Origin of the sequence: Arthrobacter sp. TWP1-1, from assembly GCF_049897845.1 — a bacterium.
In the GTDB taxonomy this organism is placed as follows: domain Bacteria; phylum Actinomycetota; class Actinomycetes; order Actinomycetales; family Micrococcaceae; genus Specibacter.
Map to the genome: position 1 here is coordinate 272,963 of NZ_JAFCXC010000002.1, position 18,571 is coordinate 291,533.

Annotated in this window: 21 protein-coding genes; 10 read left to right on the forward strand and 11 right to left on the reverse strand. The window is 59.5% G+C overall.

Annotated elements, in window-relative coordinates:
• Positions 1–151: 151 nt before the first annotated feature.
• A complete protein-coding gene (locus ACP7B9_RS04575) occupies positions 152–1,006 on the reverse strand; it encodes a class I SAM-dependent methyltransferase (protein WP_425861175.1) in 855 nt (284 codons plus the stop codon).
• 47 nt (positions 1,007–1,053) lie between these two features.
• Here ACP7B9_RS04575 and ACP7B9_RS04580 point away from each other — a divergent pair, with 47 nt between their 5' ends.
• A complete protein-coding gene (locus tag ACP7B9_RS04580; RefSeq protein ID WP_425861177.1) occupies positions 1,054–1,632 on the forward strand; it encodes a helix-turn-helix domain-containing protein in 579 nt (192 codons plus the stop codon).
• Between the two features lie 227 nt (positions 1,633–1,859).
• Positions 1,860–2,414 carry an isochorismatase family protein gene (locus ACP7B9_RS04585; protein WP_425861178.1) on the forward strand — a complete coding sequence of 185 codons (555 nt, stop codon included), beginning with the start codon at positions 1,860–1,862 and terminating at the stop codon, positions 2,412–2,414.
• A gap of 38 nt (positions 2,415–2,452) precedes the next feature.
• Here the strand turns inward: ACP7B9_RS04585 and ACP7B9_RS04590 are convergent, their stop codons facing one another.
• A complete protein-coding gene (locus tag ACP7B9_RS04590; protein WP_425861180.1) occupies positions 2,453–2,761 on the reverse strand; it encodes an antibiotic biosynthesis monooxygenase family protein in 309 nt (102 codons plus the stop codon).
• Positions 2,762–2,818: 57 nt separating this feature from the next.
• Positions 2,819–3,760, reverse strand: coding sequence for an AraC family transcriptional regulator (locus tag ACP7B9_RS04595; RefSeq protein ID WP_425861182.1), 942 nt, complete (start codon positions 3,758–3,760; stop codon positions 2,819–2,821).
• Positions 3,761–3,840: 80 nt separating this feature from the next.
• On the opposite strand from ACP7B9_RS04595, the gene ACP7B9_RS04600 reads away from it, so the two are divergent.
• Together ACP7B9_RS04600 and ACP7B9_RS04605 are read left to right on the forward strand one after the other, a co-directional pair.
• Positions 3,841–4,320: a DUF1772 domain-containing protein gene (locus ACP7B9_RS04600; RefSeq protein WP_425861183.1), complete on the forward strand. Its 480-nt coding sequence runs from the start codon at positions 3,841–3,843 to the stop codon at positions 4,318–4,320.
• A 223-nt stretch (positions 4,321–4,543) separates the two neighbouring features.
• A complete protein-coding gene (locus ACP7B9_RS04605) occupies positions 4,544–4,747 on the forward strand; it encodes a hypothetical protein (RefSeq protein WP_425861185.1) in 204 nt (67 codons plus the stop codon).
• 31 nt (positions 4,748–4,778) lie between these two features.
• On the opposite strand, the gene ACP7B9_RS04610 is transcribed toward ACP7B9_RS04605, so the two are convergent.
• The 3 genes from ACP7B9_RS04610 to ACP7B9_RS04620 are packed head-to-tail and all read right to left on the reverse strand — an operon-like array spanning position 4,779 to position 6,421.
• Positions 4,779–5,438 (reverse strand): maleylpyruvate isomerase family mycothiol-dependent enzyme, encoded by a 660-nt coding sequence (locus ACP7B9_RS04610; RefSeq protein ID WP_425861187.1) that lies wholly within the window; start codon positions 5,436–5,438, stop codon positions 4,779–4,781.
• 28 nt (positions 5,439–5,466) lie between these two features.
• Positions 5,467–5,841 (reverse strand): VOC family protein, encoded by a 375-nt coding sequence (locus ACP7B9_RS04615; RefSeq protein ID WP_425861188.1) that lies wholly within the window; start codon positions 5,839–5,841, stop codon positions 5,467–5,469.
• Between the two features lie 31 nt (positions 5,842–5,872).
• Positions 5,873–6,421 carry a GNAT family N-acetyltransferase gene (locus ACP7B9_RS04620; protein WP_425861190.1) on the reverse strand — a complete coding sequence of 183 codons (549 nt, stop codon included), beginning with the start codon at positions 6,419–6,421 and terminating at the stop codon, positions 5,873–5,875.
• A gap of 414 nt (positions 6,422–6,835) precedes the next feature.
• Between ACP7B9_RS04620 and ACP7B9_RS04625 the strand changes: the two genes are divergently transcribed.
• Positions 6,836–7,825, forward strand: a complete 990-nt coding sequence (locus tag ACP7B9_RS04625) for a TolB family protein (RefSeq protein WP_425861192.1) — start codon at positions 6,836–6,838, stop codon at positions 7,823–7,825.
• A gap of 875 nt (positions 7,826–8,700) precedes the next feature.
• Here the strand turns inward: ACP7B9_RS04625 and ACP7B9_RS04630 are convergent.
• The 4 genes from ACP7B9_RS04630 to ACP7B9_RS04645 form a co-directional block, all read right to left on the reverse strand.
• Positions 8,701–11,085: an ATP-binding cassette domain-containing protein gene (locus tag ACP7B9_RS04630; RefSeq protein WP_425861194.1), complete on the reverse strand. Its 2,385-nt coding sequence runs from the start codon at positions 11,083–11,085 to the stop codon at positions 8,701–8,703.
• A gap of 111 nt (positions 11,086–11,196) precedes the next feature.
• Positions 11,197–11,712 (reverse strand): GNAT family N-acetyltransferase, encoded by a 516-nt coding sequence (locus ACP7B9_RS04635; protein WP_425861196.1) that lies wholly within the window; start codon positions 11,710–11,712, stop codon positions 11,197–11,199.
• On the reverse strand, positions 11,705–12,448 hold the full coding sequence (locus ACP7B9_RS04640; protein ID WP_425861198.1) for a phosphotransferase: 744 nt from the start codon (positions 12,446–12,448) through the stop codon (positions 11,705–11,707). The genes ACP7B9_RS04635 and ACP7B9_RS04640 overlap by 8 nt, the downstream gene beginning before the upstream one ends.
• Before the next feature lie 39 nt (positions 12,449–12,487).
• Positions 12,488–13,033, reverse strand: coding sequence for a GNAT family N-acetyltransferase (locus ACP7B9_RS04645; protein ID WP_425861200.1), 546 nt, complete (start codon positions 13,031–13,033; stop codon positions 12,488–12,490).
• Between the two features lie 166 nt (positions 13,034–13,199).
• Between ACP7B9_RS04645 and ACP7B9_RS04650 the strand changes: the two genes are divergently transcribed.
• Together ACP7B9_RS04650 and ACP7B9_RS04655 are read left to right on the forward strand one after the other, a co-directional pair.
• Positions 13,200–13,841, forward strand: a complete 642-nt coding sequence (locus ACP7B9_RS04650) for a peptide deformylase (RefSeq protein WP_425861202.1) — start codon at positions 13,200–13,202, stop codon at positions 13,839–13,841.
• Positions 13,842–13,938: 97 nt separating this feature from the next.
• Positions 13,939–14,805, forward strand: coding sequence for a methyltransferase domain-containing protein (locus tag ACP7B9_RS04655; RefSeq protein WP_425861204.1), 867 nt, complete (start codon positions 13,939–13,941; stop codon positions 14,803–14,805).
• A gap of 39 nt (positions 14,806–14,844) precedes the next feature.
• On the opposite strand, the gene ACP7B9_RS04660 is transcribed toward ACP7B9_RS04655, so the two are convergent.
• Complete coding sequence (locus ACP7B9_RS04660) at positions 14,845–15,513, reverse strand: YczE/YyaS/YitT family protein (RefSeq protein ID WP_425861205.1); 669 nt, start codon at positions 15,511–15,513, stop codon at positions 14,845–14,847.
• Between the two features lie 59 nt (positions 15,514–15,572).
• On the opposite strand from ACP7B9_RS04660, the gene ACP7B9_RS04665 reads away from it, so the two are divergent.
• The 3 genes from ACP7B9_RS04665 (at position 15,573) to ACP7B9_RS04675 (ending at position 18,554) form a co-directional block, all read left to right on the forward strand.
• Positions 15,573–16,982 (forward strand): PLP-dependent aminotransferase family protein, encoded by a 1,410-nt coding sequence (locus ACP7B9_RS04665; RefSeq protein WP_425861207.1) that lies wholly within the window; start codon positions 15,573–15,575, stop codon positions 16,980–16,982.
• Positions 16,983–17,047: 65 nt separating this feature from the next.
• Positions 17,048–17,533: an NfeD family protein gene (locus ACP7B9_RS04670; RefSeq protein ID WP_425861208.1), complete on the forward strand. Its 486-nt coding sequence runs from the start codon at positions 17,048–17,050 to the stop codon at positions 17,531–17,533.
• An 85-nt stretch (positions 17,534–17,618) separates the two neighbouring features.
• A complete protein-coding gene (locus ACP7B9_RS04675; RefSeq protein WP_425861210.1) occupies positions 17,619–18,554 on the forward strand; it encodes an SPFH domain-containing protein in 936 nt (311 codons plus the stop codon).
• Positions 18,555–18,571 lie beyond the last annotated feature (17 nt).

Below are 18,571 nucleotides of genomic sequence, written 5' to 3' on the forward strand. Positions count from 1 at the left end.
GGTTCGCCATTGAGTGTGAATTCGATGGTGAGATGCCGGAGGGTGGGCGGCGGCCCAGGCAGGTACGTCCAGGCTAATCAAGTCCCCGTGCGCCCACCCAATGATCGTCATGGCCCGAACCTAAGGCCCACATGCCATGGGGAGAAGGAGGTTAGAGCTTGCGGGCCGCCCACCCCGTCCGATGCCCGCGCACCACTAGGTCCCCACGACGCTCCACGGACTCGGGACCAGTGCCCAACAAAACCTCCAGAGAGGCCCGATCAGCTGAGGACGCCGTACCTTCCAACGCGAAAGCCATCCGGCCCAGGAAGGCGCGGGCATAGCGCGCGGAAAGTTCCGGCGTCGAACTACCCAGAGTAGGGAAGTGGCGCCGCTCGACGGCGAATCCGACACGTTCCAGTCCCGCCGTCCACTCGGGATACTGGTTCCAGCCGCTACCGGCCAAGGCGGCATGCAGGCGCCCTTCCACACCAGGGTCGACGGCGGATCCCTCGGGCATCGATTCGGGCAAAAAACTTGGCAGGCTGTCCATCTCAATGACAATCAGCACACCTCCGGGATTCAGAGCCGCAAACATCTCTTTCATGGTGCGCTCCGGGTCAGCCAACTCATGGAGAGACGAAGAAGCCCACATGAGATCTGCCGAGGCGCTCGCAGGCCATGCGTTGTTGAGGTCCGCTTCGATCGTGTCCACGCGCCCAGCCATGCCTTGTTCCTGTGCTGCGGCAAGGGTCTGCGCCAACATGACGGCAGATCTGTCCAACGCCGTGATGCTGGCCTGAGGGAAGCGGCGGGCCAGAGCCACGGTGCCGGCTCCGGAACCCGCGCCAACGTCCATGATGATGGCCGCGTCTGGAGCCAATTCTGCTGCCCATTCAGTGGCAGCCTCCAGGTAGGACCCCAGTATGAGAGCGTCGAGGTTGAGCGTTTCTGCCAACTCGGCGTCGGTTGTGTGGGTGTGGAAGTGGCCAGATGCTTGTCCGTGATGGTGTGAATGTTCGCTCATGGTTCCACGCTAGCGGCTCTGTGCGTTTTACGCATAGACTTTTGCGTATGACGCAAGAAACCGATCTCGACGCCATCATCCGCCAACGCATCCGGGGCCTGCGGCTGGCGCGCGGGTGGTCGCTGGAGAACCTTGCTGCCCGCTGCCAGCTGAGCCCCTCGACCCTAAGCCGAATTGAAACCGGTCATCGCAGGATTGCACTGGATCAATTGCTGCCGATTGCGCGGGCGTTTGGCACCACGCTGGATGCGCTAGTTGAATCCGGGGGAGAGGACGACGTGGTGATCCGGCCGCATCCCGGCCATTCGCAGGGACTGACAACGTGGATTCTCTCAAGTGAAGATGGCATCCATGGAAAAACCGTGGCCAAAATGCGCATCACTTCCGAGCGCCCCGAGGAACGCGGAGTTCATTCCGGTCGGGATTGGTTTACGGTGCTGTCCGGGATCGTCCGGTTGGAGCTGGGGGAGCGGACCATTCTGGTCCATCCCGGCGAGGTGGCCGAATTCTCCACCATGGTCCCTCACGCCATCTGCGCCCATCAAGGCCCCGTGGAAATTCTCAGCATTCTTAACCACGACGGCGGACAGGCCCACCTTCACGGGGCGCCAGCTACAAAGAGCTAAGTACATTCGCCTTCTGTTGCCCCTTCGGCCAAACCACGTCGTCACCGCGGACCACGTAGCGCCCTAGTCTCTCTGGCAATCGCAGCACCATCCCATCGGCGAAGCCTGGCAAGAAGTAGCGTTCGAATCCGGAAAAGCCGCCGATTCGTTGGCGGGTGTTCCGCGTACTAAGTTGCTGGCGTAGTCTCTTGTACGGCAACGATGCAGACCCGAACGTGAGGATACCCATGACTACCCTTCCCAACCGCCCGAAAACCGCACTGGTGGTCGTCGATGTCCAGAACGACGTCGTGGCAGAGGCCTACGAGCGAACTCCTATCGTGGCCAACATTCAGGTCCTAGTGGCCGAGGCCCGCAAGTCAGGCACGCAGATCATCTGGGTCCAGCACTCCGACGAGGACCTGCCCAAGGGATCCCCGGGGTGGGAATACGTCCCTGAACTGGTGCGGCTAGAGGACGAGCCCTTGGTGCACAAATCGTTCGGCGACTCCTTCGAGGGCACGGATCTCGAAGACATTCTCGCCAGTGGCAACATTGGCAAGCTGGTGGTTGCCGGCGCCGAGACGGACGCGTGCATCCGCTCCACAATTCATGGCGCCTTCACTCGAGGCTACGATGTCACGCTGGTTGGTGACGCCCACACCGCCTCAGACAAGACTCAGTGGGGCGCTCCTGCCGTTCCCGACGTCATCACGCACACCAACCTCTACTGGCAGTTTCAGGACGCGCCGGGGCGCACTGCATTAGTGGTCGCGGCCGCCGATGTGCGGTTCGGGGATTAAGTACGACGCCGCCTCGCGCCGGGGCGCTTAGCCTCGGCTCAGGTGGCGGGGGAGGCGGAGTTGACTCGCTCGAAGTGTTCCACCACGGGGAAAGGCTCGTAAAACTCGTGCAGCAGGCTCTTCCACTGTTGGTAGCTGGCTGACTTTCGGAAGCCCACAGTGTGGTCTTCGAGCCGCTTCCATTCAACCAACAACAGGTATTCGTTCCTCGATTCCACGGACCTGGACAGCGTCAGGCTGCGGAATCCGGGTATGGCGGAAATGATGTGGCGCGCCTGTTCAAAGGCGGCCTCAAAATCGGACTCCCTGCCAGCAATAACCGGCAAGATGGCGTGTTCAGTGATCATGGTCCCATCCTGCCAAATGGCGTACGGGTAGAGACTATTTTGCCCGTCATGTGGACGTCAGTTCGCACGATAGTTGTGGGTTCGGTAGCCGGTGGGGCTGACGCCATACCGTCGCTTGAATGCCGTGCTGAAGGCAAACGGGCTAGCGTAGCCAACGGCCTTGGCAATCTTTGCGGTAGTCATCTGAGCGTCCGCCAGCATCTCACTGGCTAGCAACATTCGCCAATTAGTCAGGTAGCTCATGGGTGGCCCGCCAACACTGGACCGGAATCTGCTGGCAAGTGTTGCGCGAGAAATGTTGAGGCTCTGGGCCACGGAGGCAAGCGTCCAGCCACTTTCCGGGCGTGAATGAAAGAGTTCGAGTGCGCCGGCGGAAACCGGGTCTGTGCTTCCGGCCAGCCAACCCTGTTCAGCGTCGGGGTGCAATTGCACCCAGGCCCTGACCGTGTGAACCAGGAGGACATCGAGCAACCTGTCTGCGGCGCTACCCTGACCTGGCGCATCGGTGGTGATCTCGCGTTCCAGTAGCTTCACCAGCTCCACCGAAACGTGTCCGGCAGGAACAACCGCCACGCGCGGTAGCCCCTGGGTCACCGCGGCCGTGACCTCTGTATCTGATTCGTACGTGCCGACGAGCATGGTGTTCTTGCCCTGGGTCGCGTTGCCCCAGCTGCGAATGCCATGGCTCATTTCCAGGATTAGGTCCTGTCCCGAGGCTGATGTGCATATCTGGCCGGGATGAATGATCGCGTCGGTGGCACTCAAGGGATCATCGCCGATGGTGTAGGGATTTGGTCCTCGGACCAAGACCACGTCGCCGGGGGACAGCCTGTGGCTATCTCCGTCTGCGGTCAACCACGCGTGACCGGTCATCATGGCGACAACGGTTAGCGGAGCCTTATCCTGAACATCGATTGACCAGCTCCCGGACATCACAACCCGGAGAGTGAAAGCACGGCGGGCTCGGGGTCCATCCAGCAGGTGGGTGAGTGGGTCCATACATTCAGCCTAGACGAATGAGCATGCAATATGCCCTTTTGGATATTCAAATCTATGAGTATTCGGTGTTCACTTTAAGCATGACAAACACAGCGATTGCCGCAATCACCACAGCATCCGTCGTCTGTACGGGGCTCGCCGGGGGTGTCTATCTCGCATTTTCGGCGATCGTTATGCCGGCCCTGCGAACCCATCCGGCGAAGGACGCCATTGCCACGATGCAACGCATCAACGTCAGTGCCATTAGACCTCCGTTCATGATTGTCTTCTTTGGTGGCGCGGTGACATCAGGGGCGCTGGCCATCATGGAACTCGCTTCGGGCACATTGAATGTCCAGTCCATAGCCAGAATTGCAGGTGCAGTGCTTGCACTGAGCTCATTTGGAATTACCGTCCTGCGAAATGTTCCATTGAACAACGCCCTCGCGGCCATGAGTTCCGGCGGCACTGACTCCCAGGCGGCGTGGACGCGCTTTGACGGCCCATGGTCAACAGCCAACCTTATTCGTGGAATCGCGGCCGTTGCAGCGACAACGCTGCTGGCCGTCAGCCTCGCCTGACTTCTGAGCCCCTTCATAGCTACCAAGCAGACCGATGGTTACGTTTCGGACCAGGGTCGCAAGCGGGTCTTCAAGGGCCGAGTCGGACGGATCACCAATGAAACGCGCGTGGAATCGTGGGAGCGGGCCGGAACCTTGGTCATTATCGACGACCAGCTGGCCGGAGTGCTGCGTCTTTCGTTTTGCGTTTTGCGTTCAAAAGCAGTGTGGACATTGGGAAATTGTGGCCCATATTCGTCGCAGCCGGCGCGCCAAATTCTGGCCCCTGGCCGCACTAGCCGCCTACATTGCAACTATCATCACGGCAAACGTCGGCGTTGCCTCAGCGGATCCCGCAGTCACCGGCCGGTTTGAATTCGGCGAAACGGCCCAGCTGCACAATGGCACCGGGATCACCGTTTATAGGTTGCAGTCCTTGAACGATTGAAGTGTAGACGCAGCTCACTCGGCGACGAGATTCATATGGTCTCGCCAGCACGCGATGCTAAACACCGGCTTTCTAGAATCGGGGCTCCCGGCCCCGAGAGCTCATGACAATAGACGCCGCGACCAGCCATGGCCATTGTCAATGCGATGGTTGTTCCCGTTACGAGCGGACCAGAACCGGCCGCAAAGGGACCATCCGTTGCTTCCAGTCGAAGTCCTGCAATATTCGCTTTACTGTCGACCGTAAAACTCGTCTTGGCGTAAAAGTTAGCGACTGTTGTGACGATTTCCATTGGGATGACTCTGTCAATCCCCAGTGGGCGCCGGATGTCCTCGCTATGTACAACAACTTCACCCAGCCAGGCCGCGGTGGGGCCAAAGGTCGAAGTTGTACTTGTCGTAACAGCTCGAAAGCGCCTGAGAGTGTCCGCGGGCGTGGAGCCAAGGTGTTCCGCGAGGCGTCGATCATTGTGCAGATCAAAATTGAACTTGGCGCCAAAAACGCTGACCAACCAGCGAAAACGGCCAACGCTTGCAGCGGCCGTGAGGTGCGCAAGGACCTCTTCAACATCCCATTGCCCGCACAATGAAGGACTAGACCATTGGGCATCTCCGATGAGCTCAAGGTCGTCAGCCAGGGCCGCACGTTCTACGTGCGCCGCAGCCCAAAGCAGTCTGTTTGATGTAGCCATTGCCATAGGTAGCCCCTTACTCTCACCCCTATGCTGGGGGATGCTCCGCGATGCAGAATAGGTTTCCTTCGGGATCCGCCAACGTTGTCCACTGCACGTGCGCGAATTCCTCCAAGACATCCCACTTGAAAATCGCACCGAGACCCATGATTCGTTCAACTTCGTTCTGGCGTGATCCCCAGGGAACAGTCAGGTCCAAGTGAGCTGCTTGGTGCTCACCACGAGGAACGGATCCGCGCTGGAAGAACATCCCAAATCCAGCGGGACCGCTCGGGGCCAGATAGACGCTATCGCCATTGACGGACTGCGCAGAACCGGTGACGGCTGCCCAAAAGTCCGCCAGGCCAAGTGGATCGGCGGCTTCCATATTGATGGCGCCAAGGGTGATTGCTGAGTTTGTCATGGTGGCGAGTCTAGCTGGTACCCCTGACATTTCACGCTTGGGTGTAGTCCTCGCGCAGAATCGAATAGAGCATGGAGTCACGGCGGGTTCCATTGACCGCCCGGTGGGAGCGAAGGCGACCTTCGAAGGTAAACCCGCTCTTTTCGAGCACCCTTATGGAGCCCACGTTGTCCGGATGGCAGGTGGCACTAATGCGCCAAAGTTCGAGTGGTCCGAATCCGAGTCGCAATAACTCGCACACCGCTTCGGTGGCGTAGCCCTTGCCCCAATGAGCACGATGAAAGGTGTAGCCAAGCTCGCCATTGTGATCTGAAAAATCCGTAGTCCAAACGGCTACGGATCCAATGACGTGGCCGCTCAGAACTGCGGCGAGCGAATAGGCTGCATGGTTCTGGGCGCGATGGGCGATTGCCGCTGATTCCACAAAGGCGGCCGTCTGTTCCAAGGTATTTGGTCCCCACGTTGACCACCGAGTGACTACCGGGTCAGAGGCATACTCGTGAACGGCCGCGATGTCAGCGCTGGTGAACGCACGGTAATCTAATCGCGTCTCGGTCGGCTCGCGCGTTGACGTGCTCATGCCTAGTCCGTCCCATAGATATCAGAACTCCAATCCTAATGGCGCATCGGGATAGGGGAGTGGCCGCCAAAACGGCACTGCCATCACGACGGCAGCCAGTCTCAGAGCATTGCTAGGCCCTGAACTCGACACCGTTCTAGGACTGACGATTCGAGCTGACCGAATGTTTCTGGAGAGAGCATCTCTGGATACCGTCATTGGCATTGGGGATTGGCGTGGAAGACATCGGCAATTCGTCCCCAAAACGGTCCGGAATCGGCAACGTCGATTGCCTAAAGGTGCATTGGTAGTCATCCTTGACAGGCTCGGTGGCAGCGGAGAAAAATAAGCCCTAGGTTGCCTACGTTGCCTATCAGGCAACCGTCAACCGGTCCTGGTGCCACTCAGGCGATGGCGCCTCAAAGGAGTTCCGCCATGTCCCGAAATCGTGCGTCGATCTTTGCATCCTGGAAGCTGGCATCGATTGCTCTGCTTACCGCTGCACTCAGTCTGGGCTGGCTGGTACCCGCGGCTACTTCTCACGACGATGTCGACCAGCAGTCTCATAACGGGTCCATCGCTTTCGGCCGCCGTGACCCAGTGCTCAATAATTTTAGTCTGTGGGTGGCGAGATCGGACGGTACGGGCCAAAAACGCATCACATCTGGGCCGGCAAACTTCTCGGACTGGTCACCTGACGGCAAGCGGATCGCGTTCGACTTCTCCGATGAGACCGGCGTCCACATCGCCACCATCGACCCTGACGGTAAGAACCGTCGCAACCTCACGACCGCCGTGGGAGTGCAAGAAATTCCCAAGTGGTCACCCGATGGGAAATGGATTACATACAACGCTTTCGCCTTCGGTGATGATCCATTCACTGTCGGCATCTGGGTGATGCGCTCAGATGGTTCCAATCCTCGTCAGCTCACTGATGGGGCGATCGACGTCGAACCGGTCTTCTCACCTGACGGGAAAACGATTGCATTCGGGCGCATCGGCGAGGACACACCTGACGGATCCATGGAATCCATTCACGTCATCAATACCGATGGCACGGGAATGAGAGAAGTCGTGCCCCCTCGTCCTGCTCTCGAGCACCCGGATTGGTCACCAGACGGGCGTTCGATCATCTTCAACATCGGGCCGGAACACCCGACGGCACCCGATTCAGGTGCGGTTCTGTCGGTTAGACCGTCGGGACAGGGGCTGCGCGTCCTCTATGAACCAACGGAGTACTTGCGCTTCTTCAAGCCTGTCTGGTCGCCCGACGGACGCAAACTGCTGGTCGGATGCAACGACACCCGTGTAGACCTCGATCGACTGTGCACCATCTCGACCAAGGGCAAGGTCACTGTTGTCGTCGGCGGGGACCAGCACGTGAACTACCCCTCATGGGGGCCGAAGCCGCGACCCGGTCGTTAGATGCCAATGACAGGGACGCTCCCGGCGACGTCGATGACGTCGCCGGTGCTGCATTAGCCCGGGGCGGTGTCATTGCGTGGTGCTTCGAAGATCAAGCGAATCCTCGTGCAGGATGTCTCTGATGTTGCGGGCATCTGCTGAATTTGGGCCTCCAGGATGCTTGTCACGCGCCAGCCAGAGCAGATTGGCGGCAGCGTGGCGGGGGAGTGCCCCAACTCTCTGGCCAACCCAAGTAGCTGTGTGGAGTAACTGTCTGGCAGAACCTGCCCGCGACGGAGAATACTTCCTGGTGATGCTTATACATGTGCCCGTCGCTGCGGACATCGATCACCTTGCATAAACCCTCCGCGGCCTTCACGGAGCAAGCCGGAACGTGAGAGTAAGTTGTTCCGTTGACTTTAGGATCGAGTCGGAATGGTTGAGAGGCGACGACAACAACTCGACGCCAACAACTCTAGGGTCCCGGTCGAGGCTGATTGGCCAGTGGCGTTCACACCAAGCCAAACGGCATACTTTGTACCCCAGGGCTGGATCTAGCACCGCCAGAAACAAGTTACTTGACATAATGTAGATTATCGGCGCATTTGATAGTTATCTAAATGGGGGACTTTCCACCGTTTCCTGTAGACGAAAAGTTCCCTACTTGACGCGTATCTCAATGCGCCAAGCTGGTCCAAGTGCGCGCCATGACTGGCGTTAGCCAACCATGCCGCATCCAACAGGCGCCACACCGCGGCAACGCCAGCGGAACCCGAACCAACGTTGACGTCGAGCTAAACCGACGTTTCAACAAGACTTTCAACCAGGCTCTCAACAAAGCCTCACATGACTGTCGCAATGCTCGAATTCGTGTTCGAACATTGCGACCGACACGTCTAGGCGCCTACATAAGCAGCCAAGTGCTCGCCCGTCAGCGTCGCCTTGCCGGCCACAAGCTCCGCCGGCGTTCCTTCGAAAACGATGTTTCCGCCGTCGTGCCCGGCGCCGGGACCAATGTCGATGAGCCAGTCGGCATGAGCCATGACGGCCTGATGGTGTTCAATCACGATCACAGATTTGCCGGACTCCACCAACCGGTCCAACAGGCCAAGGAGCTTCTCGACGTCGGCCAGGTGCAGGCCAGTGGTGGGCTCGTCGAGGACATACGTCCCGCCCTTCTCCCCCAGGTGCGTGGCCAGTTTGATGCGCTGACGCTCACCACCGGAAAGGGTTGTCAGTGGCTGGCCCAGCGTCAGGTAACCAAGTCCGACGTCGGACAGGCGGCTTAGGATCTTATGCGCTGCGGGAAGTTTGGCCTCACCTTCGCGGAAGAACTCCTCGGCGTGGTCCACCGACATGGTCAGGACCTCACTAATGTTCTTTCCGCCAAGGTGGTACTCGAGGACGGCAGCCTGGAAACGCCGGCCCTCGCATTCCTCGCAGACGGTGGAGACCCCAGCCATCATGCCCAGATCCGTGTAGATCACACCGGCGCCATTACACGTGGGGCAAGCACCCTCGGAGTTGGCGCTGAACAAGGCCGGCTTCACACCATTGGCCTTGGCGAACGCCTTGCGGATGGGCTCCAGAAGCCCCGTGTACGTTGCCGGATTGCTCCGCCGCGAACCCCGGATGGCACCCTGATCAACCGTCACCACTCCCTCGCGCCCGGACACTGAGCCGTGGATGAGTGAACTCTTGCCCGAACCTGCAACGCCGGTAATGACAGTCAGCACGCCTAGCGGAATGTCGACGTCAACGTCCTTGAGGTTGTTTTCCTTGGCACCGCGCACCTCAAGGGCACCGGAACCTTTCCGTGGCGAAGTCTTGAGGGAAATACGGTCATCCAGGTGGCGGCCCGTGATCGTATCACTGGCCCGCAGACCCTCAACGGTGCCCTCGAACACAACCTGGCCGCCCAGCGATCCCGCCCGCGGGCCCAAATCGATCACGTGATCGGCGATGGCAATAGCCTCCGGCTTATGTTCAACAACCAAGACCGTGTTGCCCTTGTCGCGCAACTGCAAGAGGAGCTTGTTCATGCGCGCAATATCGTGCGGGTGCAGGCCAATGGTTGGCTCATCGAACACGTAGGTGATGTCTGTCAGCGACGATCCAAGGTGGCGGATCATCTTGGTCCGCTGCGCCTCACCGCCTGACAGCGTGCCGGAGGGGCGGTCCAGGGAAAGGTATCCGAGCCCAATCTCAACGAATGAATCAAGGGTTTCTCCCAACGCATCCAGCAGCGGTCCCACCGACGGCTCACTGAGGGAACGGACCCAGCTGGCGAGGTCGCTGATCTGCAGGGCGCAGGCATCGGCGATGCTCACCCCGTTGATCTTGGAGTTGCGTGCATGCTCAGCCAGACGGGTACCAAGGCAGTCCGGGCAGGTGGTGAAGACGACGGCGCGCTCCACGAAGGCACGGATGTGCGGTTGCAAGGAGTCGACGTCCTTGGCGAGGATCGACTTTTGCATTTTGACGATGACGCCCTCGTAGGTCAGGTTGATGCCCTCGACCTTGATCTTGGTTGCTTCCTTATAGAGGAGGTCGTGCAATTCCTTTTTGGTGAACTTGCCAAGCTTCTTGTCCATGTCGAAGAATCCCGAGCCGGCGAAGATCCGCCCGTACCAGCCGTCCATGCTGTAGCCCGGGACGGTGATGGCACCTTCGGAAAGTGACTTCCCGGCGTCGAACAGGGCCTCCAAATTGAAGTCGTTGACCTTGCCCATGCCCTCGCAGCGGGGGCACATGCCACCCGTGATGGAGAAGCTGCGACGCTCCTTGATCTTCTCCCCCGCCTTCTCGATGGTGACAGCGCCGGCACCGGAGATTGATGCCACGTTGAAGGAATAGGCCTGGGGTGATCCAATGTGCGGCTGCGCGAGGCGACTGAAGACGATACGCAACATGGCGTTGGCATCGGTTACCGTACCAACTGTTGAACGAGGATTGGCGCCCATCCGCTCCTGATCCACCAGGATTGCAGTCGTGAGCCCCTCGAGAACGTCGACGTCGGGGCGGGCCAGGGTTGGCATGAAGCCTTGCACGAAGGCGCTGTAGGTTTCGTTAATCATGCGCTGAGATTCGGCGGCAATGGTGCCAAATACCAAGGAGCTTTTGCCGGAACCGGAAACCCCTGTGAAGACCGTTAAACGGCGCTTGGGAATGTCAACGCTGATGTCTTTAAGGTTGTTGACGCGCGCACCCTGGACCCGGATCAGGTCGTGGCGGTCAGCAGCGTGCGGCGCAGCAATGTGCGTTCCGGTGTCCGAGGTCATCGTCTCTCAATTCTGTGGGGCGGCATCACCTGTGTGGCCAGGGCAGTCATACCGGTCGGTAGGGTCAACTCTAGCTGGGTGGGCTGCTACCTTCGTGGCACGAAACGGGGTTCACTCTTCCGCTCCCCCAGCGGTTATCCTCTTGCTTCCTGCTCGCATGAGAAGTCCCCGCCCACCTGTAAAAGTCGTCCCATGGAACTGGGATCCCTGTGCCATTTCTACGAATCCCCACTGCTGATGCAATCGGATCGAGGGCCCGTTGCCGGCATTGACCACGTACCACGCGAAATTGTCCCGCGCCCAGATCCAGTCGAGCCGGGCCTGGGTCAGTCCAGTCCCAACGCCTCGCCTCCGCCAGATGGGAGCGACCGTGATGCCACCCAAATAGTGGCCTGCGGGTGTTTGCCCGTCCGGCTGGTCCCAGTAGTGGGTCTTTGCCCACCCAACAACTGTGCCACCGGCGATCGCCACAAGTATCAGCCTGTCCACATCTTCGATAGCGAGGGCCATCGACTCCCCCGTGGTGGCTGGCCAGCCAGCCACCACGCTGAGTGCCAGAATCTGCGGGATATCGTCCGCGGTCGCCGGCCGAATCTCCGCCGTTGAGCGTGCGCCGAGGTCAGCCATGGTCAACGTCGCTCGATTGCAACGAAGCCAAGTACTCTGCATCGCGCATGTACATTTGAGCGTCGTCGTTCAACCCGGGGTTGTCGAGCTCCACGGCCTTCGCGCGGGATAGGGCCGCCAGATCCCACAGCCGGATCACGGCAACCCGAAGCACATCATCCCAGCCGTCCTTTGAGCCGTATGCGTCAAGAATGATCTGCACGCGTGCTCTGGCCCGTTCCATGCCCGGCGCGCCGGGCGGAGCATCCCTGGTCAGAGGTACGACACGAGTCGCGAAATATGCAATGTCCCAGAGGCGTGGCCCGGGTGAGCACATGTCGAAGTCGATGGCGCCAATCATTCGCCCGCCCTCGAAAGCTAGGTTGTGAGGCGCGAAGTCATTGTGGCAAATGACTTCGGCAGGAATTTTCGACGGCGATTGCCAGAGGGCGCCATCCATCCCGAAGCCGGCACTTGCGTCGTGAAGCTGACGTAACCGCCGCGCACCATCAATAAGTACCGGTTCGTTCCACACCCAATCCGGCAGTGGATAGAGCGGCACCTCCCCCTCAACAAAGCTCAGGCGCTCACGGTCCCCCTCGATCGCCATCGGTTTCGGAATCCAGTCAATACCGGCCCGATCCAAATAAAGCAGGTATCGGTGAACCGTCGGTGTCCACGGGCCTGCATTCCGCAATACTGTATCGGCGTCACGTTCCACGGCGTTCATGTTGCCGCCTGGCATGGGACCATCCATGGATCCTCCTGAAGAGACTTAGCGCGAGAAACGCCCGGTTTAGGACTCCCTTGCCGGGTTCTTTATAAGAAACAACTCGCACTTGGCGTTGTAGTACTTCTTGGATTGGCCCTGGTGCTCCATGCCGATACGGCGGCACACACTCTGGGATGCCTCATTGGCGGGGTTGGTTACGGCCACAACGTGGTTCAGGCCCGAGGCAAAGGCGTGTTCAAGGACGGCTGTGGCAGCCTCGGCCGCGAAGCCATTGCCCCAATGATCGGGATGGAAATGCCACCCGATCTCCACGTCGTCGGAGGGCTGGAGGGGCTCTTCACCCGATGCCGGAATTGGCTTAAGCAATAGCGTCCCCACGGGCAGGCCGTCTTCCTTGCGGGTCACGGCCCAGATTCCGTGAACGGGGTGATCCAGGTCCTGGAATCGTCGAACCCGCGCTTCAGCTTCAGAGCGGCTCTCCATGACGGCAGGTTCGGTACCGATGAAGCGCTGCACCACCCACCGGGAGTACAGGTCATAGACAAAATCGACGTCAGAATCTTCCCAGGGACGCAAGGACAGGCGTTCGGTTTTAATCACAGAAGTCATTCGACCATTATGCACGGTCAGCAATTTTCCGATCCTGGGCGCTGGATTCGCGGGCAATGGGCGACGTCATAAAGACCGCCGCCGTTGGTAGAGCCGCCATTTGGCTGGTTCCGTGCCAATACTTGGCACAATAGAAGATACAACCAAACAATTCGGAAGGATCCACGTGCTCTTGACTCCCCTCATTGACGACGACTACCTCAAACAGTCCGTCACGGCCATCCTCGAAACCGGGACGCTCCCCGCGATCGTGCAGGCGGGACATCCGGTGTTGCGAGCCCAGGCGCTGCCTTTCAGGGGACAGCTCACCGGCCCGGAGCTCTCGGCGCTCATCAGCATCATGACCGAGACCATGCGGGCGGCCCCCGGCGTTGGTCTCGCAGCGCCCCAAATAGGGATTCCTCTTCAGTTGGCCGTCCTTGAAGATCAGTACGAAGTTTCGGCGGACAATGCGGCCGCCAGACAGCGCCAACCCCTCGAACTCTTCACCATCATCAACCCCCGCTACATTCCGGTGGGCCATGATCTGGCCTCCCATTACGAGGGCTGCCTGTCCATGTCTGGGTGGCAGGCTGTCGTTGACCGGCCTGCCACGGTCGATTTAGCGTACGACGACGAAAACGGCTCCGCGCGCACCGCCCGGTTCACGGGGTGGCAGGCAAGAATCGTCCAGCATGAGACCGACCATCTCTCGGGAACCCTCTATATTGACAAGGCGCACACCCGTTCGTTGGCAAGCAATGCCACCTACAGTGAGTTCTGGGCCAACCCTGACGTCGTAGCCGCCAAGGCCGGCCTGAACTTCTAGGCTCTTCAACTTATAGGCTCTTTCAGCTCCAGCGGTGCGAACCGTGTCACTGCCGAGTGGGCAAACAGCCGTTCCGTTGCGACCTAAGATTGAAACCATGGAAATCGCTGCCGTCAATGCCCTGTTGTGCCCTCATTGCGGGCTCAGCTTCAACAACCCTGCGCCCGGGGACAACGCCCTGGTTTGCGCCGACGGCCACAGCTTTGACATTGCCCGGCAGGGCTATCTCAACCTATTGACCGGGCACGGTACGAAGTTTGTCCCTGACACGGCCGCCATGGTGGAAGCCCGCGACGCTTTCCTTGACGCGGGCCATTACCAAGGTCTCGGTGACGCACTCGCGGAAAAGGTCGCTGCCCATCTGGCAACAAACGGGAGCGTCCCCGCCCTGATCGTGGACGCCGGCACTGGAACGGGCTGGTATTTGCAACAGGTATTGGCCGCTACGGCCTCGGGCAGTAGTGCCGCGGTTGGACTGGACATTTCCAAGTTTGCCCTCCGCCGCGCTGCCCGGCGCAATCCCCTCGCCGTGAACATTGTCTGGGATCTGTGGCGGGACCTGCCGCTGGGCGCCGACACGGCCGACGTCGTACTTGTCATCTTTGCTCCACGCAACGCTAGCGAGTTCGCCCGCATCCTCAAGCCGGGCGGAAGGTTGGTGGTGGTAACTCCCCTCCCCCAGCACCTCGCCGAGATTGCGAAGGAGGCCGGGATGCTGGGGATTCAAGAGGACAAGGAAACCGCACTTGTCCAGTCCATGGCCGCGGACTTCGAACTGGTGGACAGCCAGGAATTGCTGGTTCCCATGGAACTCTCGCCCGCCGACGTCGGCAATGTTGCCCTTATGGGACCGGCCGGACACCACATGGATGCGATCGAGCTGAGTCACCGGCTTGCCCACCTACCCGAGAAAACAAGGGCTACGGCGGCTTTCAGGATCTCCGTTTTTACTCCGCGAGTTTAGCCCCGGGCAGCTCCGCGAGGTGAGCTCCGGGGCTCGCGGCTAGTCCTTCGTGACAGGCTCCAGCGGTACGGATACATCGACCATCGAAGTCTTGCCCCGCTTGGCGTGGAGGTCCACGCGCAGCCAGCGCAACGTCAATTGAGTTAGTGGGCCCACACCTAACGCAAAAGCGGCCGTTCCAGCGCCCACCACGCCGCCGAGGAAGAAGCCAACCACCACAACACTGAGCTCAATTCCCGTACGAATGAGCCAGACGGGCTTTCCGCTGACCCGGACAAGGCCTGTCATCAAACCGTCTCGCGGACCAGGGCCCATCCCGGCGCCAATGTACAGAGCCGTGGCAAAGGCCAACAGGAACAGCCCCGCAGCAAAAACTGCTATCTGGAGAACCAGATGATTGGCCTGTGGAATAAAGGCCAATCCAAGGTCGGCAAAAAGGCCAACCAGAATCGCATTGGCAACCGTGCCAACCCCTGGCATCTGCTTAAGCGGGATCCAGAACAGCAGCACCACGCCGCTAATGATGATGGTGCACAACCCGAACGAGATACCCGTGGTTCGCGAGAGACCCTGCGAGAAAACATCCCAGGGTGAGGCGCCGATGTTGCCGCGAATCATCAGCGCGATAGACACGCCGTAGAGGGCCAGACCCAGGAGAAGCCGAATCACGCGGACCGTGAGGTTTTGGGTTGTAAAGAAGAGCTGCATGCTTCAAGTCTAGGGAAACTGGACTTATACAAAAGGTCCAATTCAACTAATGTGGATTCATGAACTCTTTTGTCACCGGTCGACGACTCGCGCGTGAACTGGGCGAATGGCGCAGCGGCGCCCCCGCCTATAGGGCACTGGCGGAGCGCATTCGGGTCCTACTGATGGATGGCCGTCTCGCCAGCGGCGCTCGACTTCCTGCCGAGCGGGAACTCAGTCAGGCCCTGGACTTGAGCCGGACCACCGTGGCTGCCGCCTATTCAAAGCTTCGTGACGACGGCTTTCTTGAAAGCGTGCGAGGGTCAGGCAGTACCTTGCAGCTTCCAGGACGCGAACGCGGCGAGCATGCCCTGCACCACGGTTTGGCCCTTGACTTCACCAAGGCCACCTCTCCCGCGTATCCGGGAATTCAGGCTGCTTATGCGGCCGTCGTGGAGGAATTGCCAACGTATTTGTCCCATGATGGTTTCGACTTGGTTGGCTTGCCAGACCTGCGTGAGGCCATCGCGCAAAACTACCGGGATAGGGGTCTACCAACCTCGCCTGATCAGATCATGGTGACCATCGGTGCCCAACATGCCCTGAACCTCATCACCCGGACTCTGTACTCCCCCGGGGAACGCATCCTCGTTGAACAGCCCACGTATCCACATGCCTTGGATACTTTCGCTTCGGTAGGTGCGCGCGTCATAGCTTTTCCTGTCCGGCAGGATGGTGGATGGGATCTGCAGGAGGCATTGCTACAGATCCGCCGGGCAGCACCCACTTTGGCCTACCTGATGCCTGACTTCCACAATCCAACCGGCATGAGCATGTCAATCCACGAACGCGAATATCTCGCAGCGGCCGCAGCCAGGGAAGGCACCGTGCTAGTGGTGGATGAAACCACTGCCCTTCTGGATATTGACCGTGGACCCATGCCGCCCATGGCCGTCTTCTCCCCCAACATCCTTAGCTTGGGATCGCTGGGCAAGATTGCATGGGGAGGACTGCGTGTGGGCTGGATTCGCGGATCCCGCGAAATTCTTGCCCAGCTCCTGCGCAACCGACCCGCCGTCGACCTTGGCACGCCCATGGTGGAACAGCTGGTGGCGACGAAACTGATTCAGGACATGCCATCCATGGTCGCCAGTCGCAGCCTTGACCTGCGTCGCGGCCGGGACACGGCCGTCCAGCTTCTGCGTGAGCATGTACCCCAGTGGCCGGTCCAAATCCCTGACGGTGGAATGTGCCTGTGGATCAACACCGAAACGGTCTCTAGTTCGGCGCTGGCTCTCGCTGCCAGGGCCGAGGGAATGGGACTTGTGCCCGGCCCAAGATTTGGCATTGATGGCGCCTTTGAACGGTATTTGCGCCTACCCTTCAGCTACAGCGAGGGGCAATTGCACGACGGCATACAGATTCTTGGACGCATTGGCCGAGAGGTCGGTTCCGATCCGCTGAGAATGCCTCTTCAGGCTGTCATCTAACCGGATTTTTCCCGCCCAGCGTAGTAGGCTCAGAACTACGGAATTGAGCCTCAAAGGAGGACGCAATGCTTGAATGGATTAACGATTTCGGCTGGATCATCTGGCTGACTGTATTTCTCCTGTTGGCCGTCGCCGAAATGTTGACGTTGAACCTCTACTTCATCTTAATGTCGGTGGGTGCACTTGCTGCCCTCGTGGCCTTCCTTTTCAACGCTGAGCTGTGGCTGCAGATCGTCATTTTCTGCGTTGTCGCCCTGGCCACCACCGTCCTGATCAGGCCCTTGGCGTTGGCCCACCTACATCGGGGACCGGCGGACCAGCTCTCCAATGTGGACCGCCTGATAGGCCACAAGGCCGTTGTTCTTGAGACCGTAGGATCCGGCGGAGGACTCGTGAAGATCGGCGGCGATATCTGGACCGCACGCATCACTGGTGGAAGCGAGATTCCCGTAGGCGCGGCCGTTGAGGTTGAAGCCATCGACGGCGCGACTGCCATCGTCACGTATCCGTCGGCACACAAGTCCTCAGGAACGGCCACAACAACAGCTTAGGCACCCTGCCAAGACGCGCCCATGAGCTTGTGCGTCTTTCATCGCAGCGGTGCACTGATTCTTTACACAGAAAAGAGGGGATTTCATGGGAGACGGAGCCGGCACAGTTGTTTGGCTATTTGTAGTACTAGTCCTACTGATATTCGTAGTGATTGTTCTTGTCCGATCGGTGCGCATCATTCCGCAGGCCCGCGCGGGTGTTGTGGAACGGCTGGGTAAGTACCAGCGCACCTTGAACCCTGGCCTGACGGTCCTTATTCCATTCGTGGACCGTCTCCTGCCGCTCTTGGATTTGCGCGAGCAGGTTGTCTCCTTCCCGCCGCAGCCGGTCATCACGGAGGACAACCTTGTTGTCTCCATCGACACGGTTGTCTACTTCCAGGTGACCGATCCCCGTGCGGCGACGTATGAAATCGCCAACTACATTCAGGCCGTCGAGCAGCTGACCACCACCACGTTGCGTAACGTCGTGGGTGGCCTGAACCTTGAAGAGGCACTGACCTCGCGTGACCAGATCAATGGTCAGCTTCGCGGTGTATTGGATGAGGCAACAGGACGCTGGGGCATTCGCGTCAGCCGCGTTGAGCTCAAGGCCATTGACCCGCCTCTGTCAATCCAGGATTCCATGGAAAAGCAGATGCGTGCAGAGCGTGACCGACGTGCCGCCATCCTCACGGCTGAGGGCACCAAACAGTCCGCCATTCTGACCGCCGAGGGTGAGCGCCAGTCGTCCATCCTCAAGGCCGAAGGTGACGCCAAGGCTGCGATTCTGCGAGCCGACGGTGAATCACAGGCAATCCAGAAGGTCTTCAGTGCCATCCACAAGGGCAACCCCACGCAGAAACTACTGGCTTACCAGTACCTGCAGACCCTGCCAAAGATCGCTTCAGGCACCTCCAACAAGCTGTGGATCATTCCCAGCGAAATTGGTGAAGCCTTGAAGGGAATCGGCAACGTTTTGGGGACCAGCTCCCCTGAATCGGACGACGCCGTCGACCTCACCAAGGCTTCAGAAGTTTAGTCAGAAACCCAGTTCCA